Source organism: Yoonia sp. KMU-150, assembly GCF_056858355.1.
Window position 1 is genome coordinate 946,624 of the sequence record NZ_JBXEQF010000001.1, and the last position, 14,338, is coordinate 960,961.

The following is a 14,338-nucleotide window of genomic DNA, read 5'->3' on the forward strand; positions in this document are numbered from 1 at the left end:
CGGCTTTCTCGTGACGATTGGTAAAATGATATGACCACGTGCGAAGGGTCACAACGAAAAAGGGGCCGCCACCGGCGACCCCTTTGTTGCGGAATGGTTAATGATCAGTTCGGCGTGATCACGATTTCCACGCGGCGGTTCTGCTGACGGCCCTCGGCGGTCAGGTTCGACGCGATCGGCTGATCCTCGCCCCGGCCGATGGTGCGGATCCGGCCTGCGGAGACACCGGCGTTGATCAGCACCGAGGTCACGGCCTGCGCGCGGCGCTGCGACAGGTCGAAGTTGAACGCAGCCTCGCCGACGTTGTCGGTGTGGCCGATGACGCTGACTGTGGTGTTCGGGTTATTGTTGAGCGAACGGGCCACGGTCACCAGATCGTTCTGCAGCGCGCCGGTCAGGGCGGCGCTGCCGGTGGCGAACAGGATGTCCTGCGGCAGCGTCACGGTCAGGTTGGAGCCGTTGTTGACGATGCCGACGTTGTTGCCGAGCGCCTGGCGCAGTTCCTCTTCCTGGCGATCGAGCTGGTTGCCGATGGCGGCACCGCCTGCGGCACCAATTGCGGCACCGATCAGGGCACCCTGACGGCGTTCACGCGGGCTGTCACCGGTGGCGGCACCGATCAGAGCGCCCGCCGTGGCACCCAGCAGCGCGCCGCCGGAGGCGTTTTCGTTGTTGTTGGGGCCGCCCGCACAGGCCGCGACGAAGGTGAGCGAGGAGGCTGCAAGCAGCATCGGGAGTTTCGAAAATGTCATATCGGTCTTCCATTCTTGTGGATGCGCAAAATCCTGCGCCGGTGGATGCACCAGATATGCCACCAACCCCCGCTGATATCCAATAGCGCGGGGGGCGGCGGCAGGTTTTCGCTTGAATTACGCGCTCTTGGCCAAGGTGTCGCTGCGCGCCGATTCCCACGCGAGCATGGCGCGCTTCACCTTCGTGCCCCAATGGTAGCCGCCCAGTTCGCCCGATTTGCGCAATGCGCGGTGGCAGGGAATCAGCAGGCTGACCGGATTGCGTCCCACGGCGGTGCCGACGGCGCGCACGGCGCGCGGGTTGCCGATGGATGCGGCGATGTCTGAATAGGTCGTGACGTGGCCGGTTGGAATCGTCAGCAGCGCCTCCCACACCTTGAGCTGGAACGGCGCGCCGATCAGGTAGAGCGGCACGACGTCCTCGCTGGCCCCCAGTGCCGCCTGTGCCCAAGGGGTGAGACTGTCGGGGTCGTGGACATAGCGGGCCTGTGGCCAGCGTGCGGTCAGGTCGGCCATCGCCGCCGCCTCTCCGGTTTCGGCGATGAAGGCCATGCCGCAGATGCCCTTGTCGGTGGCCATGATCAGCACCGGGCCGAATGTGCTGTCGAACCGGCCCCAGCGGATCGTCAGACCGGCACCGCCCTTGGCGAATTCGCCCGGGCTCATCGCCTCCCATTTTACGAACATATCGTGCAACCGTCCCGACCCGGACAGGCCGACCGCATCCGCCGTCTCCAGCGTGGTGCAGCGGTCGCGCAGCAGTGTCTTGGCGTGACCCAGCGCCAGATACTGCTGATAGCGTTTCGGGCTGACGCCGACCCATTGCGAAAACAGGCGCTGGAAATGCGCGGGCGACATCTGCATCCGCGCGGCGAGGTCATCGAGGGTCAGCGGGGTATCCGCCGCGTCGATCATGTCGATCGCGCGGGCCATGACCTGATAGTGATATGCGTGTTCGTGTTCCATGACCTGAAGATAGGCGCGGGACCCGCGCCGTGCGACCCGAATATTGCGCAAGCGGCACCGGGCGGGCATACGGGGCGGCATGGCAAAGCAACTCGACTATCACACCATCCGCGAGATTTTCACGCGCTTTCAGGCGGCGGAGGCCGAACCCAAGGGTGAGCTGGAGCATGTGAACGTCTATACGCTGGTCGTCGCCGTGGCCCTGTCGGCGCAGGCGACGGACGCGGGCGTGAACAAGGCGACGCGCGCGCTGTTCCAGGTGGCCGATACGCCGCAGAAGATGCTCGACCTCGGGATCGAGGGGCTGACGGAGCATATCAAGACCATCGGGCTGTTTCGCCAGAAGGCAAAGAACGTCATGAAGCTGAGCCGGATTCTGGTGGATGACTACGGCGGCGAGGTGCCCAATTCGCGTGCCGCCCTGCAATCGCTGCCCGGCGTGGGGCGCAAGACGGCGAACGTCGTGCTGAATATGTGGTGGGGCCAGCCCGCGCAGGCAGTGGACACGCATATTTTCCGTGTCGGCAATCGGACGGGGATCGCACCGGGCAAGGATGTGGTCGCCGTCGAACACGCGATCGAGGATCACATTCCGGCAGATTTCCAGTTGCACGCGCATCACTGGCTTATCCTGCACGGGCGCTATACATGCGTCGCCAGAAAACCCAAATGCGCGGCCTGCCTGATACGCGACCTGTGCCAGTTCGAGGACAAAAACCTATGAATTCCTATGACGTGATCGGTATCGGCAACGCCATCGTGGATGTGATCGCAAGCGCGCCTGATATGTTTCTCGACCAGATGGGGATCGAGAAGGGCATCATGCAACTGATCGAGCGTGACCGGGCAGAGGTGCTTTATGCCGCGATGACCGACCGGACGGAAACGCCGGGCGGGTCCGTGGCGAACACCATTGCCGGGCTGGGCGGGCTGGGCCTGTCGACAGCGTTCATCGGCAAGGTGAAGGACGACGCGCTGGGCCGGTTCTATGCGCAGGGGATGGAGGAGGCCGGCACGGCGTTCCCGAACCCGCCGTCCGCCAGTGCTGAAGCGCCGACCTCGCGGTCGATGATCTTTGTCTCGCCCGATGGTGAGCGGTCGATGAACACCTATCTGGGGGCCGGGGCCGATCTGGGGCAGGGCGATGTGCCGGAGGGATTGTTCACCGGCAGCAAGATCCTGTTTCTCGAAGGTTATCTGTTCGACAAGCCGGAGGGCAAAACCGCCTTTGCCGCCGCATCGCGGTTGATGCACGCGGCGGGCGGAAAATCGGGGATCACCCTGTCCGATCCGTTCTGCGCCGACCGGCACCGCGCGGATTTCAAGCGCCTGATCGCGGAGGAGATGGATTTCGTGCTCGGCAATGCTGCGGAGTGGACGACGCTTTATGAAACCGACGATCTGTCAGCCGCGCTGGATCAGGCGGCGCAGGTCTGTGACACGGTGGTGTGCACACGCTCCGGCGATCCGGTGATCCTGCGGCGCGGGGCGGAAGAAGTGACGGCGGACGTGACGCCGGTGGTGCCGGTGGATGCGACGGGCGCGGGCGACCAGTTCGCCACCGGGTTCCTGTTCGGCATGGCAAGGGGGCGGTCACTGGAAGACTGCGGGCGCATGGGCGTGATCGCGGCGGCAGAGGTGATCGGCCATATCGGGCCACGGCCCAAGGCGGACCTTGCCGTGCTGTTCAAAGAGGCTGGCCTGCTTTGATCCAGACCGCGTCGAGCGCGTCGATGGCGGCGGGGTCGAAGCGGCTTTCCTCCTTCCAGTATTTGCCCGACGGCACATAGTAGCCAAGGCGGTGTTCCTCCGCCAAGGCCGCCGCGACGGCTGTTGCGTCATATTGCAGCGGCGCGCACGCGGCGGACAGCGCCGGTGTGCTGCGCGGAAAGGTCAGGCGGCTTTCCTCTGTGGACAGGTTCACCATGGCACAGCCATCGCGGGCGGCCAGCGCCTGCAATCGCGCCGATTTGGCTGGCAGGCTGCGCAGGCTGATGTCGCGGCGCAGCGGGTCGGGCGCGCCGGTGCCGTAGAAATGCGTGGGGCCGTTGGCGGGGTAGACCATGTCGCAGCCGATCATGGCGATCACGCGCGGTTTCAACGCGGCCAATGCCCAATAGGCGGCTGTAAAGGCCATGGTGCCGCCCGCATAGACGAAGCCGCCGTAGGCATTCTGCAACGGGACGTAGTCGGCGGAGGTCACGATACGCTGGTGCGGAGCTGTGGTTTGCGGGCGCTTTTCCGGCGCGAAGTCATCTGGGTGGATGTGGTAATCCCAATCCGGGCGGACGGCCCAGGCGTGGTTGATCGCAACGACCGCGTCGAAAGGCGCGCGCGGCCAGACACGCGCGCGCAGCGCGTCCGGGCCGCTGCCGATGATCAGGATATGGGTCATGTCGCCGCCTTGCTGCCTGCCTGTCGCGGCAAAGCTAGCGCGTGATGCACGGCGGGCGACCGATTTGTCGCAAGTCGCGGTGCCGCGCGCAGGGCAGAGGCCCTTGAGATCGGAGCGATTTCCCATCACAAAGGCATGACCGCCCAGCGGGCCACAAGATCGGGAGCCGCCCTTTTGTCGCTATTTCTTATCGTCGCCTTGCCCTTCTTCGGGGCCCTGCTGCCCGGGCTGATGTATCAGGCGGGGCGGCAGGCCTGCGCGGGGATCACCTTTACCGTCACGCTGGCCGCATTGATCGGGCTGCTTACGAACCTGCCAGCCGTGCTGGCCGGAGAGGTGGTGACGGCGGGCATCGACTGGATGCCGGTGCTGGGGCTGAATTTCACGCTGATGCTGGATGCACTGGGCTTTTTCTTTGCCTGCCTGATCCTGGGTATCGGGCTGCTGATTATCGCCTACGCGCGCTATTACCTGTCGCGCAAGGACAACATGGGCGAGTTCTTTACCTATCTGCTGCTGTTCCAGGGCGCGATGGTGGGGATCGTGCTGTCGGATAACATCCTGCTTTTGCTGGTCTTCTGGGAGCTGACATCGCTGTCGTCCTTCCTGCTGATCGGCTACTGGAAGCACCTGCCCGAGGGACGGCAGGGCGCGCGCATGGCGCTGGCCGTCACCGGCATGGGCGGGCTGGCGATGATCGGGGGGATGCTGATCCTGGGGCAGATCGTGGGCTCCTATGACCTGAGTGTCATTTTGCAGAACCGGGAATTGATCCAGGCCGATCCGCTCTATCTGCCCGCGCTGATCCTGATCCTGCTGGGCTGTTTCACGAAATCGGCGCAATTCCCGTTCCATTTCTGGTTGCCGCACGCGATGGCGGCCCCCACGCCGGTATCGGCCTACCTGCATTCGGCCACCATGGTGAAGGCGGGGATTTTCCTGATGGCGCGGATGTGGCCGGTGCTGTCGGGCACGCCGGAGTGGGTGGCCATCGTCACCACGGCGGGGCTGATCACGATGGTGCTGGGGGCGGTGATCGCGCTTTTCAAACATGACCTGAAGGCGCTGCTGGCGTTTTCCACCGTGTCGCATCTGGGGCTGATCACGATGCTGCTGGGCACCGGCACGGCCTTCGGTGCGATGGCGGCGGTGTTTCATATCCTTAATCACGCGACGTTCAAGGCGGCGCTTTTCATGTCCGCCGGAATCGTCGATCACGAGGCGCATACCCGCGATATCCGGCGGCTGGGCGGGTTGCGGCACCTGATGCCGATCACATTCGCCATCGCGACCATCGCTGCACTGTCGATGGCGGGGATCCCGCTGCTCAACGGCTTCCTGTCCAAGGAGATGATGCTGGAAGAGGCGAACCACACCGTGCTGTTCGGCTCCGAATGGATCGTGCCGGTGCTGGCGGTGCTGGGATCGCTGTTTTCCGCGGCCTATTGCTTTCGCTTCATCAGCCACACGTTCCTTGGCCCGGTGCGCGACGATTACCCGGCCAAGCCGCATGACCCCGGCGCGGGTATGTGGCTGCCGCCCGCGTTCTTGGTGGTGCTGGTCGTGGTCATCGGTGTGGCGCCGTTCCTGGCCGAGCCTTTCGTGAAGCTGGTCACCGCAGCGGTGCTGGGCGACGCGGCGGAGGTGCCGAAGGCCTATTTCAAGATCTGGCACGGGTTGGTGCCGGCGCTCTATATGTCGATCGCGGCGGTGGTGGGTGGCCTGATCGTGCTGGCGGTATTCGCGCCCGCGCTGCGGATATGGGATGCGGCACCGCGCCCGGAGGCGAAGCGCATCTTTGACGGGTTGATCATCGCCGTGGTCAAGGCCGCGCGCGCGGTGATCCACAGCGCCCACAACGGGGCTTTTACCCGCTATGGCGCGGTGATGGCGACGGTGGTGCTGGCTGTGGGTTATCACGCCTGGGCGACCGGAACCGCGGGTGCGAACACGCGCGAAATGCAGACCCCCGGCATCGTGCCGATTGCGGGCTGGATCATGCTGGTCGCGGCGACGGTGGGGCTTGTCGTGCTGCATCGCAACCGCCTGCTGTCGCTGATCCTGATCGCCATCGTCGGGCTGATGGTGTCTGTCGGTTTCGTCTATTTCAGCGCGCCGGACCTGGCCATGACGCAGCTGACCGTGGAGGTTGTGACGATCATCCTGCTGCTGCTGGCGCTGAATTTCCTGCCCAACCGCACGCCCGTCGAAAGCAGCCTGCTGCGGCGGGTGCGTGATGCCGGTGTGGCGGTCGTCGGGGGGCTGGCCGCGACGGCGCTTTCGCTGCACTACCTGCTGCGCGACACTGTGGCCCCGTCGATTTCCGATTTCCACCTCGCCAATTCCTACAAGGGCGGCGGCGGTACCAATGTCGTCAACGTGATCCTCGTCGACTTCCGGGGTTTCGACACCTTCGGCGAGATCATCGTGTTGGGGATCGCGGCCTTGCTGATCTATGCGCTGACCGAAACGCTCTTGAACGGGCCGGTGCGCGCGCGTCTGCTGAACCGCAGGCCCGATCAGCCCCGCGCGGGCGACATGCACCCGATGATGATGGTGGTGCTGACGCGGGTGATCATGCCCGTGGTGATGCTGGTGGGTTTCTACATCTTCCTGCGCGGCCACAACGAACCTGGCGGCGGGTTTATCGCCGGTCTCGTCGTGTCCATCGGCGTGGTGATGCAATACATGGCCAGCGGCTTCAACTGGGCGTCTGACCGGGTCCGCTTTCCCTATCATGGGGTGATCGGCGCGGGCGTTCTGGTGGCCGGGCTGACCGGGATCGGGTCATGGTTCGTGGGCAAGCCGTTCCTGACCTCCGATTTCACCTATGTCCGCATTCCGCCATTCGAGAAATTCGAGCTGGCGACGGCGGCGCTCTTCGATCTGGGAGTGTTCCTTGCGGTGGTGGGGGCGGTCATGCTGTCGCTGGAAAGTTTCTCGCGGCTGGCGCGGCGTGCGCATGTGCCCGACAACGAGCATGCGATGGATGTCGATCCGTCGCGTGACGATCCCGAACCACCGACCAGCCCGGCAGGGGGGACCGTCTGATGGAATTCCTCGTCGCCTCCGCCATCGGTATCCTGACCGCGGCGGGCCTGTATCTGGTGCTGCGCCTGCGGACCTTTCCGGTGATCATGGGGATGTCGCTGTTGACCTATGCGGTCAACGTGTTCCTGTTCGCATCCGGTCGGCTGACGGTCGGCGCACCGCCGATTCTGACGGATGCGGAACGCTACACCGATCCGCTGCCGCAGGCGCTGGTGCTGACCGCCATCGTGATCTCTTTCGGCATGACGGCGGTTGTCGTGATGATTTCGCTGGGCGCGTTTCTGGGCGGTAACGATGACCACGTCGACGACCCGGAGCCGGAGACAAGGGCCGACCCGGAGGAGGATCTGCTATGACGCATTGGCTGATCCTGCCCATCGTCCTGCCAGCGGTGCTGGCCCCGTTCATCGTGCTGGCCGCGCGCTATCACATCGGCATCCAGCGGGTGTTTTCGCTGGGGGGTGTCGCGGCGCTTTTCGCCACGGCGCTGGCGCTGGTCTGGCAGACGTCGGACGGCACGGTGCTGCTGTATCAACTGTCGGACTGGGCCGCGCCCTTCGGCATCGTCGTGGTGGGCGACCGGTTGTCGACGCTGATGGTGTTGCTGACGACGGTGCTGGCGTTCTTCGTGTTGCTCTATTCCATCGGGTCGGGGTGGGACACGCGCGGGCGGCATTTCCATGCGCTGTTCCAGTTCCAGTTGATGGGGATCATGGGCGCGTTCCTGACAGGTGACCTGTTCAACCTGTTCGTGTTCTTCGAGGTGCTGCTGATCGCCTCCTACGGGCTGATGATCCATGCGGGCGGCAACCGGCGGCTGCGGGCGGGGGTGCAATATGTGCTCTTCAACCTGCTGGGTTCGACGCTGTTCCTGTTCGCGCTGGGTGCCATTTATGCCGAGACAGGCACGCTGAACATGGCCGATCTGGCGCAGCGCGTGACGCTGATCGACGCGGGCGCCAGTGTGGGTATTCGCGTGGCCGCCGTGCTGTTGCTGCTGGTCTTTGCGATCAAGGCGGCACTTGTCCCGCTGCATTTCTGGCTGCCGTCGAGTTATGCCGAGGCACCGGCACCTGTGGCCGCCCTTTTCGCGATCATGACGAAGGTGGGTGCCTATGCGATCATCCGTGTCTATACGATGATCTTCCCCCCCGATCTGGACGTGACGGCGGGTCTGCACGCGGTCTGGCTGATGCCCGCGGCGCTGCTGTCCGTGGCGGTCGGCATGGTCGGTGTGCTGGCCGCGCGCAAGCTGGACCGGTTGGTCGCGTTTTCCGTCATCGGGTCGATGGGCATGGTGATGGTGGCGATTGCGCTCATGACCGAAGCGGGGATCGCGGCGGCGCTTTACTACATCGTGCATTCGACGCTGGCGGCGGCGGCGCTGTTTCTGATCACCGATCTGGTGCGGTCTGGGCGCGAGAGCCTGGCACTCATTCCGATGCCGCCCATCGCGGGCGCGCCGGTCACGGCGGCGCTGTTTTTCGTCGCAGCCATTGCCATGGCGGGCCTGCCGCCGCTGTCGGGCTTTCTGGGCAAGCTTCTGATCCTCGACGCGGGCTGGGATGCGCCGCTGATGGTCTGGATCTGGGCGCTGGTGCTTGGGTCCAGCCTGATCGCCGTCGTGGGATTTGCCCGCGCCGGTGGCACGGTGTTCTGGAAGGCGCAGAGTCTTGTGCCTGAGGAGGACGCAGACGATGCGCCCGTCGCCGACGCCCCCAGCCGCCTGTCCTACGTCGCGGTGGGTGGATTGCTGTCCTTGCTGGTGGCGCACACGGTCTTTGCCGGACCCGCGACCGCCTATGCCAACGCCATAGCGGCGCAGCTTTTCGCGCCCGACGACTACATCGCCACCGTGCTGGAGACACCCGGCAAGCTGAGCGACGCCAAGGCGGGCGCGGACGGCTATGGCGAGACTGACGGAGGGGATCACTGACATGACCCGCGCATTCAACTGGCTGTTTCCCCACCCCTTGCTGACGATCCTGCTGGCGATCGTCTGGATTTTGCTGCAAAACCAGTTTTCCACCGGGATGCTGGTCTTCGGTGTCATTCTGGGGGTCCTGATTCCGCGCATGACGGCCGTTTGGTGGCCGGACACGCCCAAGGGCTTCCGGTTTCTGAAGATGATCCGCTACACGTTGATGGTGCTGTGGGATATCCTTGTCGCCAACGTCGAGGTCGCATGGATCGTGCTGACCGTGCCGAACGACAAGCTGCGCCCGGCCTGGATCGTGATCCCGCTGGAGCTGAAACAGCCCGAGGCGATCACCGTGTTGGCGGGCACGATCACGCTGACACCCGGCACGGTATCGGCCGATCTGTCCAACGAAGGGCACAGCCTGCTGGTGCACGTGCTGCACACCGATGACCCGGACAGCGTGCGCGACGACATCAAGACCCGGTACGAGGCCCGCCTGAAGGAGATTTTCGTATGAGCATGGCACAGACCGTTCTGGACGTGGCGATGATCGTCGCCTTCGTCGTGGTCGTCTTCGCGCAGGGCATGTCGATGCTGCGGCTCGTGCTGGGGCCGACGGTGGGCGACCGTATCCTGGCGCTCGACACGATGGTGGTGAACGCCATCGGGTTGATCGTGCTGCTGGGGATTTACCAGGGCACCCAGATTTATTTCGAGGCGTCGCTGATCATCGCCATGCTCGGCTTCGTGTCGACCGTCGCCTACGCGCGGTTCATCCTGCGGGGGGACATCATCGAATGATCTGGGAGATAATCGGAACATATGCCGCTGCGATCTGCCTCTTTATCGGCGCGGGGTTTGCGCTGGTGGGGGTGATCGGCCTGCTGAAATTCAACGATCCGATGACCCGCCTGCATGCGCCCACCAAGGTCGGCACCGTGGGGATCGGGGCGTTGCTGCTGGGGTCGATGATCTATTCCTTCGTCAATGGGCAGGGGTCGCTGCACGAGTTGCTGATCATGGCGTTCCTGTTCGTCACGGCACCGATCTCTGCGCATTTCATCGCCAAGGTAAACATCCACCGCCGCAGCTGTGACACGCCGCCGTCGCCGCCGCAGGACGATACCTGGGCCACGCTGGATGTGCCGGAAGCAGACCGCATCCATTTTGAAAGCATCGCCGACAAGACCCCGTCGTGACCGCACTGGACCTGTCGTGGGAATTCGTCGCCGATACCGTCATGGGTGGTGTGTCGACCGGGCAGATCAGCCGCGAAACAGTGGCCGGGCGCAAGGCCACGCGGCTGACGGGGGATGTGTCGCTCGACAACAATGGCGGGTTCATCCAGATGGCGGCGGATTTGCGGGTGGATGCAAGCGCGTGGACGGGGATCGCGCTCGACCTGATCGGGAACGGGGCGGACTACGACGTTCGCCTGCGCACCGATCAGCTGTCTCGGCCATGGCAGTCGTTTCGGATCGGCTTCACAGCACCTGCGGAATGGACGACGCTGCGGTTCGCCTTTGCCGACCTGCAAAGCAACAATACGCAGGAGCGGTTCGATCCGGCGCAACTGCGCCGCATCGGCATTCTGGCGGTCGGTGAGGCGATGGAAGCGGATATCGCGGTCGCCGATGTGGCGTTTTACTGAACAGGCCTGGGGGAACGACAATGACGACCGCATCGAAAGAGCCCCGACCCACGATCGTAGGCAAACCCGCGCTTGTGGTGATCGACATCCAGAAAAGCACCTTCATCGACGACAGCGCGGAGCGGTCTATCGCGAACATGCCGGGCTACAGGAACACGATGCTGGCGGCCCGCGATCTGGTGGACGCGGCGCACGACACGAACGTTCCGGTCATCTTCGTGCAGGAAATCCACCGCGCCGATCTGGTGGATTTCGGCCGCGAACTGGACGGGGACGAGGACGTGCACTGCCTCGAAGGCGACCCGCGCACCGACGTCGCCAAGGAAGAGATGGGGTTTCGCGAGGGTGACTACATCGTCCCCAAGCGGCGCTATTCCGCGTTCTTCGGGACGGATTTCGAAATTCTTCTGCGCGGTCTGGGCGTCGATACGCTGATCCTGTGCGGCGGGCTGACGGATGTGTGCGTGCACTATACCTTTGTCGATGGGCACCAGTCCGACTATTTCTGCCGGGTTGTGGAGGACTGCGTGGCGGGGTCATCGCTGGAGGCGCATGAGGCGGCCCTGCGCGCGATGGAGTATCTGCAGACCGGCGCACGGCTGGACCGGGCTGCTGTAATCGCGGAGCTGCGCCAAGAGGCCTAGCCCGCCCTACTCGCCCAGTTTGGCGTGCACCTCGTTCAGGTCGATTTCGCCGATCGGCATCTTGTTGGCCGGGTTTTCGAAATCGTATTTGAACAGGTGGAAATCCTTTTTGTAGATTTCATAGACCAGATGCATCGACAGGTCGTCGAAGTAATCCTCGACCGGGTGTGCGCGTTTGGGCCCGTGACCTTCGCTTTCGTTGAAGCGTGGGATCGCCGCGATATCGACAGGGTGCGGGGTTTCGATGTTGGACAGGACCTGCTGCATCCCGTCGTTGAACTGTTCGGTCCAGAAAATCTTGTCGTAGCGACCGCCGTTCACGATGAACGTGCTGATATGTCCCGACATGGCCGACCAGTGGATGTCGGGTTCCATCGGGCGGCGCCAGCGGATGGTGTCGCGGGCGAACAGCAGAAAGCGGCGGAAGGATTTGATCTGGTCGAACTGAAACCCGTCGTCCGGGCTGCCCACCTCGATCCCGTATTTCTGGATCAGCAGCGGGACAAGGTTGCCGCGATAGTATTTGCCGTTGCGCTGAATGCCGCAGATCTTGTCGAAGAACGACGACAGGATGCGCGTGTAGGGGTTGCGGACGCAGGTGAAGGCATAGCTTTGATGGTTTTTCACGTTGGCGGTGATCAGTGGCTGGCTGTCGTCCATCGCCCATTTGTGCATGCCCTGCTTGGCATCGTGGATGTCGCCGTCGAAGAATTCGCCGTGATCGGAGTAATACATGATCTGGCCGATGGTCGAGCAGGCGCATTTCGGCACGACGCGATACACGACACTTTCGCTGTCCGTCATCCAGGTGCCTGGAAAACCCATCCGTCACTCTTTCCTCAATATGGGCCAGGGGCCTGCGCTATGCGTTCTTCTTTAGTTTCATCGTCCCGGCAAAGAAACCCCGTTTCTTCTGCGCGGCATCACTGTATGAAAAGGTGACGACCCGGACAATACAGGCAATTCTGTCGCTTATATGGCTAAAATCGCGTTTATTCTGCTCTGCCACAAGGACCCGGGGGCCATTATCCAGCAGGCGCAGCAGCTGACGGCGGCGGGTGACTATATCGCGATCCATTTCGACGCGCGCGCGCCCAAGGCTGCCTTTGCCGCCATTCAGGAGGGGCTGGCGGACAACCCCAACGTGGTTTTCGCCGCCAAGCGGATCAAATGCGGCTGGGGCGAATGGTCGCTGGTGCAGGCGACGCTGCACGCGGTCGAGGCGGCGGTGGAGGCATTCCCCCGCGCCAGCCATTTCTATATGGTGTCGGGCGATTGCATGGCGATCAAATCGGCGCGCTTCGCCCATGATTTCCTGGACCGTGACGATGTCGATTATATCGAGAGTTTCGACTATTTCCGCAGCGACTGGATCAAGACAGGCTTCCGCGAGGAGCGGCTGATCTATCGGCATTTCTTCAACGAACGCACCCAGAAGAAACGGTTCTACTGGAGCTTCAACGCACAGCGCAGGCTGGGGCTGACCCGCGCCGTGCCGGCCGACCTGCAGATCATGATCGGCAGCCAGTGGTGGTGCCTGCGCCGACGGACGGTGGAATGGGTGCTGGATTTCACCCGACAGCGGCCCGACGTGATGCGGTTCTTCCGCACGACCTGGATCCCGGACGAGACGTTCTTTCAGACGCTCGTGCGCCACGTCGTCCCACGCGAGGAAATCCGCAGCCGGACGCTGACCTTTTTGATGTTCACCGACTACGGGATGCCGGTGACGTTTTACAACGATCACTACGATCTGCTGCTGGGGCAGGATGCGCTCTTTGCCCGCAAGATCAGCAGCGAGGCGGCAGAGCTGAAGGAGAAGCTGGGCCGGGTCTATGCCTCTGACCAAGAGGATTTCACGATCACGGACGAGGGGCGCAACCTGTTCCGCTTCGTGACCGGGCGGGGCCGGATCGGGCGACGGTTCGGGATGCGGTTCTGGGAAAAGGAAACCACGCTGGGCCGCGACCGCGAGTTGCTGATCGTGGCCTGCAAGAAATGGCACGTGGCCAAGCGCCTGATCGCGGGTATCCGCGAACACACGGACATCCCGGCGCTGGAATACCTGTTCAACGAGGACCAGACCGATCTGCCCGATCTGGGCGGCGCGCAGTCATCGCTGGCCAAACGCACGCGGCACCGCCGGGCGCTGATGCGGATGCTGTTCGACTACTACGATGCCAAACGGCTGATCATCTGTCTGGATACGGCCAACATCGACCTGATGCAGGATTTCTTTTCCGACCGCGCCACGACGCGGCTGCTGGAGATCGAATGTAATTTTTCAGATGACTATCTGGTCGGTCATGCGCGCCGTGTCGGGCTGGCGGGCGACCAGACGCCGGAGCAGGTGATCGACCGGCTGCTGCCGACGATCCGCAACGATGTCAGTTACGAGAGCGAGCGGATCAGGGATGCGGGCTTTGCCAACATGTCGACCCTGCGCGAGGATCGACCCGTGACCGAAAACGCCGCCGCCCTGCGCCGGTTTCTGGACGTCGACGATGAGACCGCGCTGAAACTGGCCGAAACCCCGCACCTGTTTGTAGATTGAGGACCGACACGATGTTTGACTACGATGACCAGAATATCTTTGCCAAAATCCTGCGCGGCGAAATCCCCAACAAGACGGTGGTGGAGAACGACCACGCGCTGGCGTTCCACGATATCGAGCCACAGGCGCCGGTGCATGTGCTGGTGATTCCGAAGGGATCCTATGTCAGCCTCGATCACTTCGCGGCGGACGCCTCGGCAGAGGAACAGGCCGGGTTTTTCGCTGCCGTGGCGGAGGTTTGCCGGATCACGGGGGTGGAGCAGGGGTTCCGCGCCATCGCCAACACCCGGAGCCACGGCGTGCAGGACGTGCCGCATTTTCACCTGCACATCATCGGTGGTGCGCAGTTGGGGCGGATGTTGCCGAAGTAATCTGGCGGGGCGACGCGCGGCTACGCCGACGCC

Annotated in this window: 16 protein-coding genes; 12 read left to right on the forward strand and 4 right to left on the reverse strand. The window is 63.5% G+C overall.

All coding sequences use genetic code 11. The features are described from left to right. Positions 1-104: 104 nt before the first annotated feature. Both AC04PH_RS04565 and AC04PH_RS04570 read right to left on the reverse strand, forming a co-directional pair. Complete coding sequence (locus AC04PH_RS04565; protein WP_483064556.1) at positions 105-752, reverse strand: YiaD family glycine zipper/OmpA-like lipoprotein; 648 nt, start codon at positions 750-752, stop codon at positions 105-107. A 117-nt stretch (positions 753-869) separates the two neighbouring features. Continuing rightward, positions 870-1,718 (reverse strand): methylated-DNA--[protein]-cysteine S-methyltransferase, encoded by an 849-nt coding sequence (locus AC04PH_RS04570; RefSeq protein ID WP_483064557.1) that lies wholly within the window; start codon positions 1,716-1,718, stop codon positions 870-872. Positions 1,719-1,797: 79 nt separating this feature from the next. On the opposite strand from AC04PH_RS04570, the gene nth reads away from it, so the two are divergent. Continuing rightward, complete coding sequence (gene nth, locus AC04PH_RS04575; protein WP_483064558.1) at positions 1,798-2,442, forward strand: endonuclease III; 645 nt, start codon at positions 1,798-1,800, stop codon at positions 2,440-2,442. Continuing rightward, the gene (locus AC04PH_RS04580; RefSeq protein ID WP_483064559.1) at positions 2,439-3,428 is read left to right on the forward strand and encodes an adenosine kinase; all 990 of its coding nucleotides are present in this window, start codon (positions 2,439-2,441) and stop codon (positions 3,426-3,428) included. Before nth ends, AC04PH_RS04580 begins: the two co-directional genes overlap by 4 nt. Here the strand turns inward: AC04PH_RS04580 and AC04PH_RS04585 are convergent. After that, a complete protein-coding gene (locus AC04PH_RS04585) occupies positions 3,406-4,113 on the reverse strand; it encodes a hypothetical protein (RefSeq protein WP_483064560.1) in 708 nt (235 codons plus the stop codon). The two genes, AC04PH_RS04580 and AC04PH_RS04585, sit on opposite strands and share 23 nt — an antisense overlap. A gap of 174 nt (positions 4,114-4,287) precedes the next feature. On the opposite strand from AC04PH_RS04585, the gene AC04PH_RS04590 reads away from it, so the two are divergent. From AC04PH_RS04590 to AC04PH_RS04625, 8 genes are read left to right on the forward strand one after another with little or no spacing between them, the layout of a single operon-like run. Then, on the forward strand, positions 4,288-7,164 hold the full coding sequence (locus AC04PH_RS04590; RefSeq protein WP_483064561.1) for a monovalent cation/H+ antiporter subunit A: 2,877 nt from the start codon (positions 4,288-4,290) through the stop codon (positions 7,162-7,164). Then, on the forward strand, positions 7,164-7,520 hold the full coding sequence (locus AC04PH_RS04595) for a Na+/H+ antiporter subunit C (protein WP_483064562.1): 357 nt from the start codon (positions 7,164-7,166) through the stop codon (positions 7,518-7,520). The genes AC04PH_RS04590 and AC04PH_RS04595 overlap by 1 nt, the downstream gene beginning before the upstream one ends. After that, the gene (locus AC04PH_RS04600; RefSeq protein ID WP_483064563.1) at positions 7,517-9,100 is read left to right on the forward strand and encodes a monovalent cation/H+ antiporter subunit D; all 1,584 of its coding nucleotides are present in this window, start codon (positions 7,517-7,519) and stop codon (positions 9,098-9,100) included. Before AC04PH_RS04595 ends, AC04PH_RS04600 begins: the two co-directional genes overlap by 4 nt. A gap of 1 nt (position 9,101) precedes the next feature. Then, a complete protein-coding gene (locus AC04PH_RS04605; RefSeq protein ID WP_483064564.1) occupies positions 9,102-9,602 on the forward strand; it encodes a Na+/H+ antiporter subunit E in 501 nt (166 codons plus the stop codon). A gap of 2 nt (positions 9,603-9,604) precedes the next feature. Beyond that, positions 9,605-9,886 (forward strand): K+/H+ antiporter subunit F, encoded by a 282-nt coding sequence (locus tag AC04PH_RS04610; RefSeq protein WP_483066148.1) that lies wholly within the window; start codon positions 9,605-9,607, stop codon positions 9,884-9,886. Beyond that, positions 9,883-10,284, forward strand: a complete 402-nt coding sequence (locus AC04PH_RS04615) for a Na+/H+ antiporter subunit G (protein WP_483064565.1) — start codon at positions 9,883-9,885, stop codon at positions 10,282-10,284. The genes AC04PH_RS04610 and AC04PH_RS04615 overlap by 4 nt, the downstream gene beginning before the upstream one ends. Further along, positions 10,281-10,736: a CIA30 family protein gene (locus tag AC04PH_RS04620; RefSeq protein ID WP_483064566.1), complete on the forward strand. Its 456-nt coding sequence runs from the start codon at positions 10,281-10,283 to the stop codon at positions 10,734-10,736. Before AC04PH_RS04615 ends, AC04PH_RS04620 begins: the two co-directional genes overlap by 4 nt. Before the next feature lie 20 nt (positions 10,737-10,756). Then, positions 10,757-11,380, forward strand: coding sequence for a cysteine hydrolase family protein (locus AC04PH_RS04625; protein WP_483064567.1), 624 nt, complete (start codon positions 10,757-10,759; stop codon positions 11,378-11,380). Positions 11,381-11,386: 6 nt separating this feature from the next. Here AC04PH_RS04625 and AC04PH_RS04630 read toward each other — a convergent pair whose 3' ends face one another. Continuing rightward, positions 11,387-12,205, reverse strand: a complete 819-nt coding sequence (locus AC04PH_RS04630; protein WP_483064568.1) for a sulfotransferase family protein — start codon at positions 12,203-12,205, stop codon at positions 11,387-11,389. Between the two features lie 151 nt (positions 12,206-12,356). Between AC04PH_RS04630 and AC04PH_RS04635 the strand changes: the two genes are divergently transcribed. Together AC04PH_RS04635 and AC04PH_RS04640 are read left to right on the forward strand one after the other, a co-directional pair. Then, positions 12,357-13,934 carry a DUF5928 domain-containing protein gene (locus AC04PH_RS04635; protein WP_483064569.1) on the forward strand — a complete coding sequence of 526 codons (1,578 nt, stop codon included), beginning with the start codon at positions 12,357-12,359 and terminating at the stop codon, positions 13,932-13,934. Positions 13,935-13,945: 11 nt separating this feature from the next. Continuing rightward, entirely contained in the window at positions 13,946-14,305 is a 360-nt protein-coding gene (locus tag AC04PH_RS04640; RefSeq protein WP_483064570.1) for an HIT domain-containing protein, read from the forward strand. Positions 14,306-14,338 lie beyond the last annotated feature (33 nt).

What these genes read in the sequence shown, in the direction of transcription:
- AC04PH_RS04565 (WP_483064556.1), bottom strand. Translation starts at nt 752, where the DNA reads ATGACATTTTCGAAACTCCCGATGCTGCTTGCAGCCTCCTCGCTCACC.
- AC04PH_RS04570 (WP_483064557.1), bottom strand. Translation starts at nt 1,718, where the DNA reads ATGGAACACGAACACGCATATCACTATCAGGTCATGGCCCGCGCGATC.
- nth (WP_483064558.1), top strand. Translation starts at nt 1,798, where the DNA reads ATGGCAAAGCAACTCGACTATCACACCATCCGCGAGATTTTCACGCGC.
- AC04PH_RS04580 (WP_483064559.1), top strand. Translation starts at nt 2,439, where the DNA reads ATGAATTCCTATGACGTGATCGGTATCGGCAACGCCATCGTGGATGTG.
- AC04PH_RS04585 (WP_483064560.1), bottom strand. Translation starts at nt 4,113, where the DNA reads ATGACCCATATCCTGATCATCGGCAGCGGCCCGGACGCGCTGCGCGCG.
- AC04PH_RS04595 (WP_483064562.1), top strand. Translation starts at nt 7,164, where the DNA reads ATGGAATTCCTCGTCGCCTCCGCCATCGGTATCCTGACCGCGGCGGGC.
- AC04PH_RS04600 (WP_483064563.1), top strand. Translation starts at nt 7,517, where the DNA reads ATGACGCATTGGCTGATCCTGCCCATCGTCCTGCCAGCGGTGCTGGCC.
- AC04PH_RS04605 (WP_483064564.1), top strand. Translation starts at nt 9,102, where the DNA reads ATGACCCGCGCATTCAACTGGCTGTTTCCCCACCCCTTGCTGACGATC.
- AC04PH_RS04610 (WP_483066148.1), top strand. Translation starts at nt 9,605, where the DNA reads ATGGCACAGACCGTTCTGGACGTGGCGATGATCGTCGCCTTCGTCGTG.
- AC04PH_RS04615 (WP_483064565.1), top strand. Translation starts at nt 9,883, where the DNA reads ATGATCTGGGAGATAATCGGAACATATGCCGCTGCGATCTGCCTCTTT.
- AC04PH_RS04625 (WP_483064567.1), top strand. Translation starts at nt 10,757, where the DNA reads ATGACGACCGCATCGAAAGAGCCCCGACCCACGATCGTAGGCAAACCC.
- AC04PH_RS04630 (WP_483064568.1), bottom strand. Translation starts at nt 12,205, where the DNA reads ATGGGTTTTCCAGGCACCTGGATGACGGACAGCGAAAGTGTCGTGTAT.
- AC04PH_RS04635 (WP_483064569.1), top strand. Translation starts at nt 12,357, where the DNA reads ATGGCTAAAATCGCGTTTATTCTGCTCTGCCACAAGGACCCGGGGGCC.
- AC04PH_RS04640 (WP_483064570.1), top strand. Translation starts at nt 13,946, where the DNA reads ATGTTTGACTACGATGACCAGAATATCTTTGCCAAAATCCTGCGCGGC.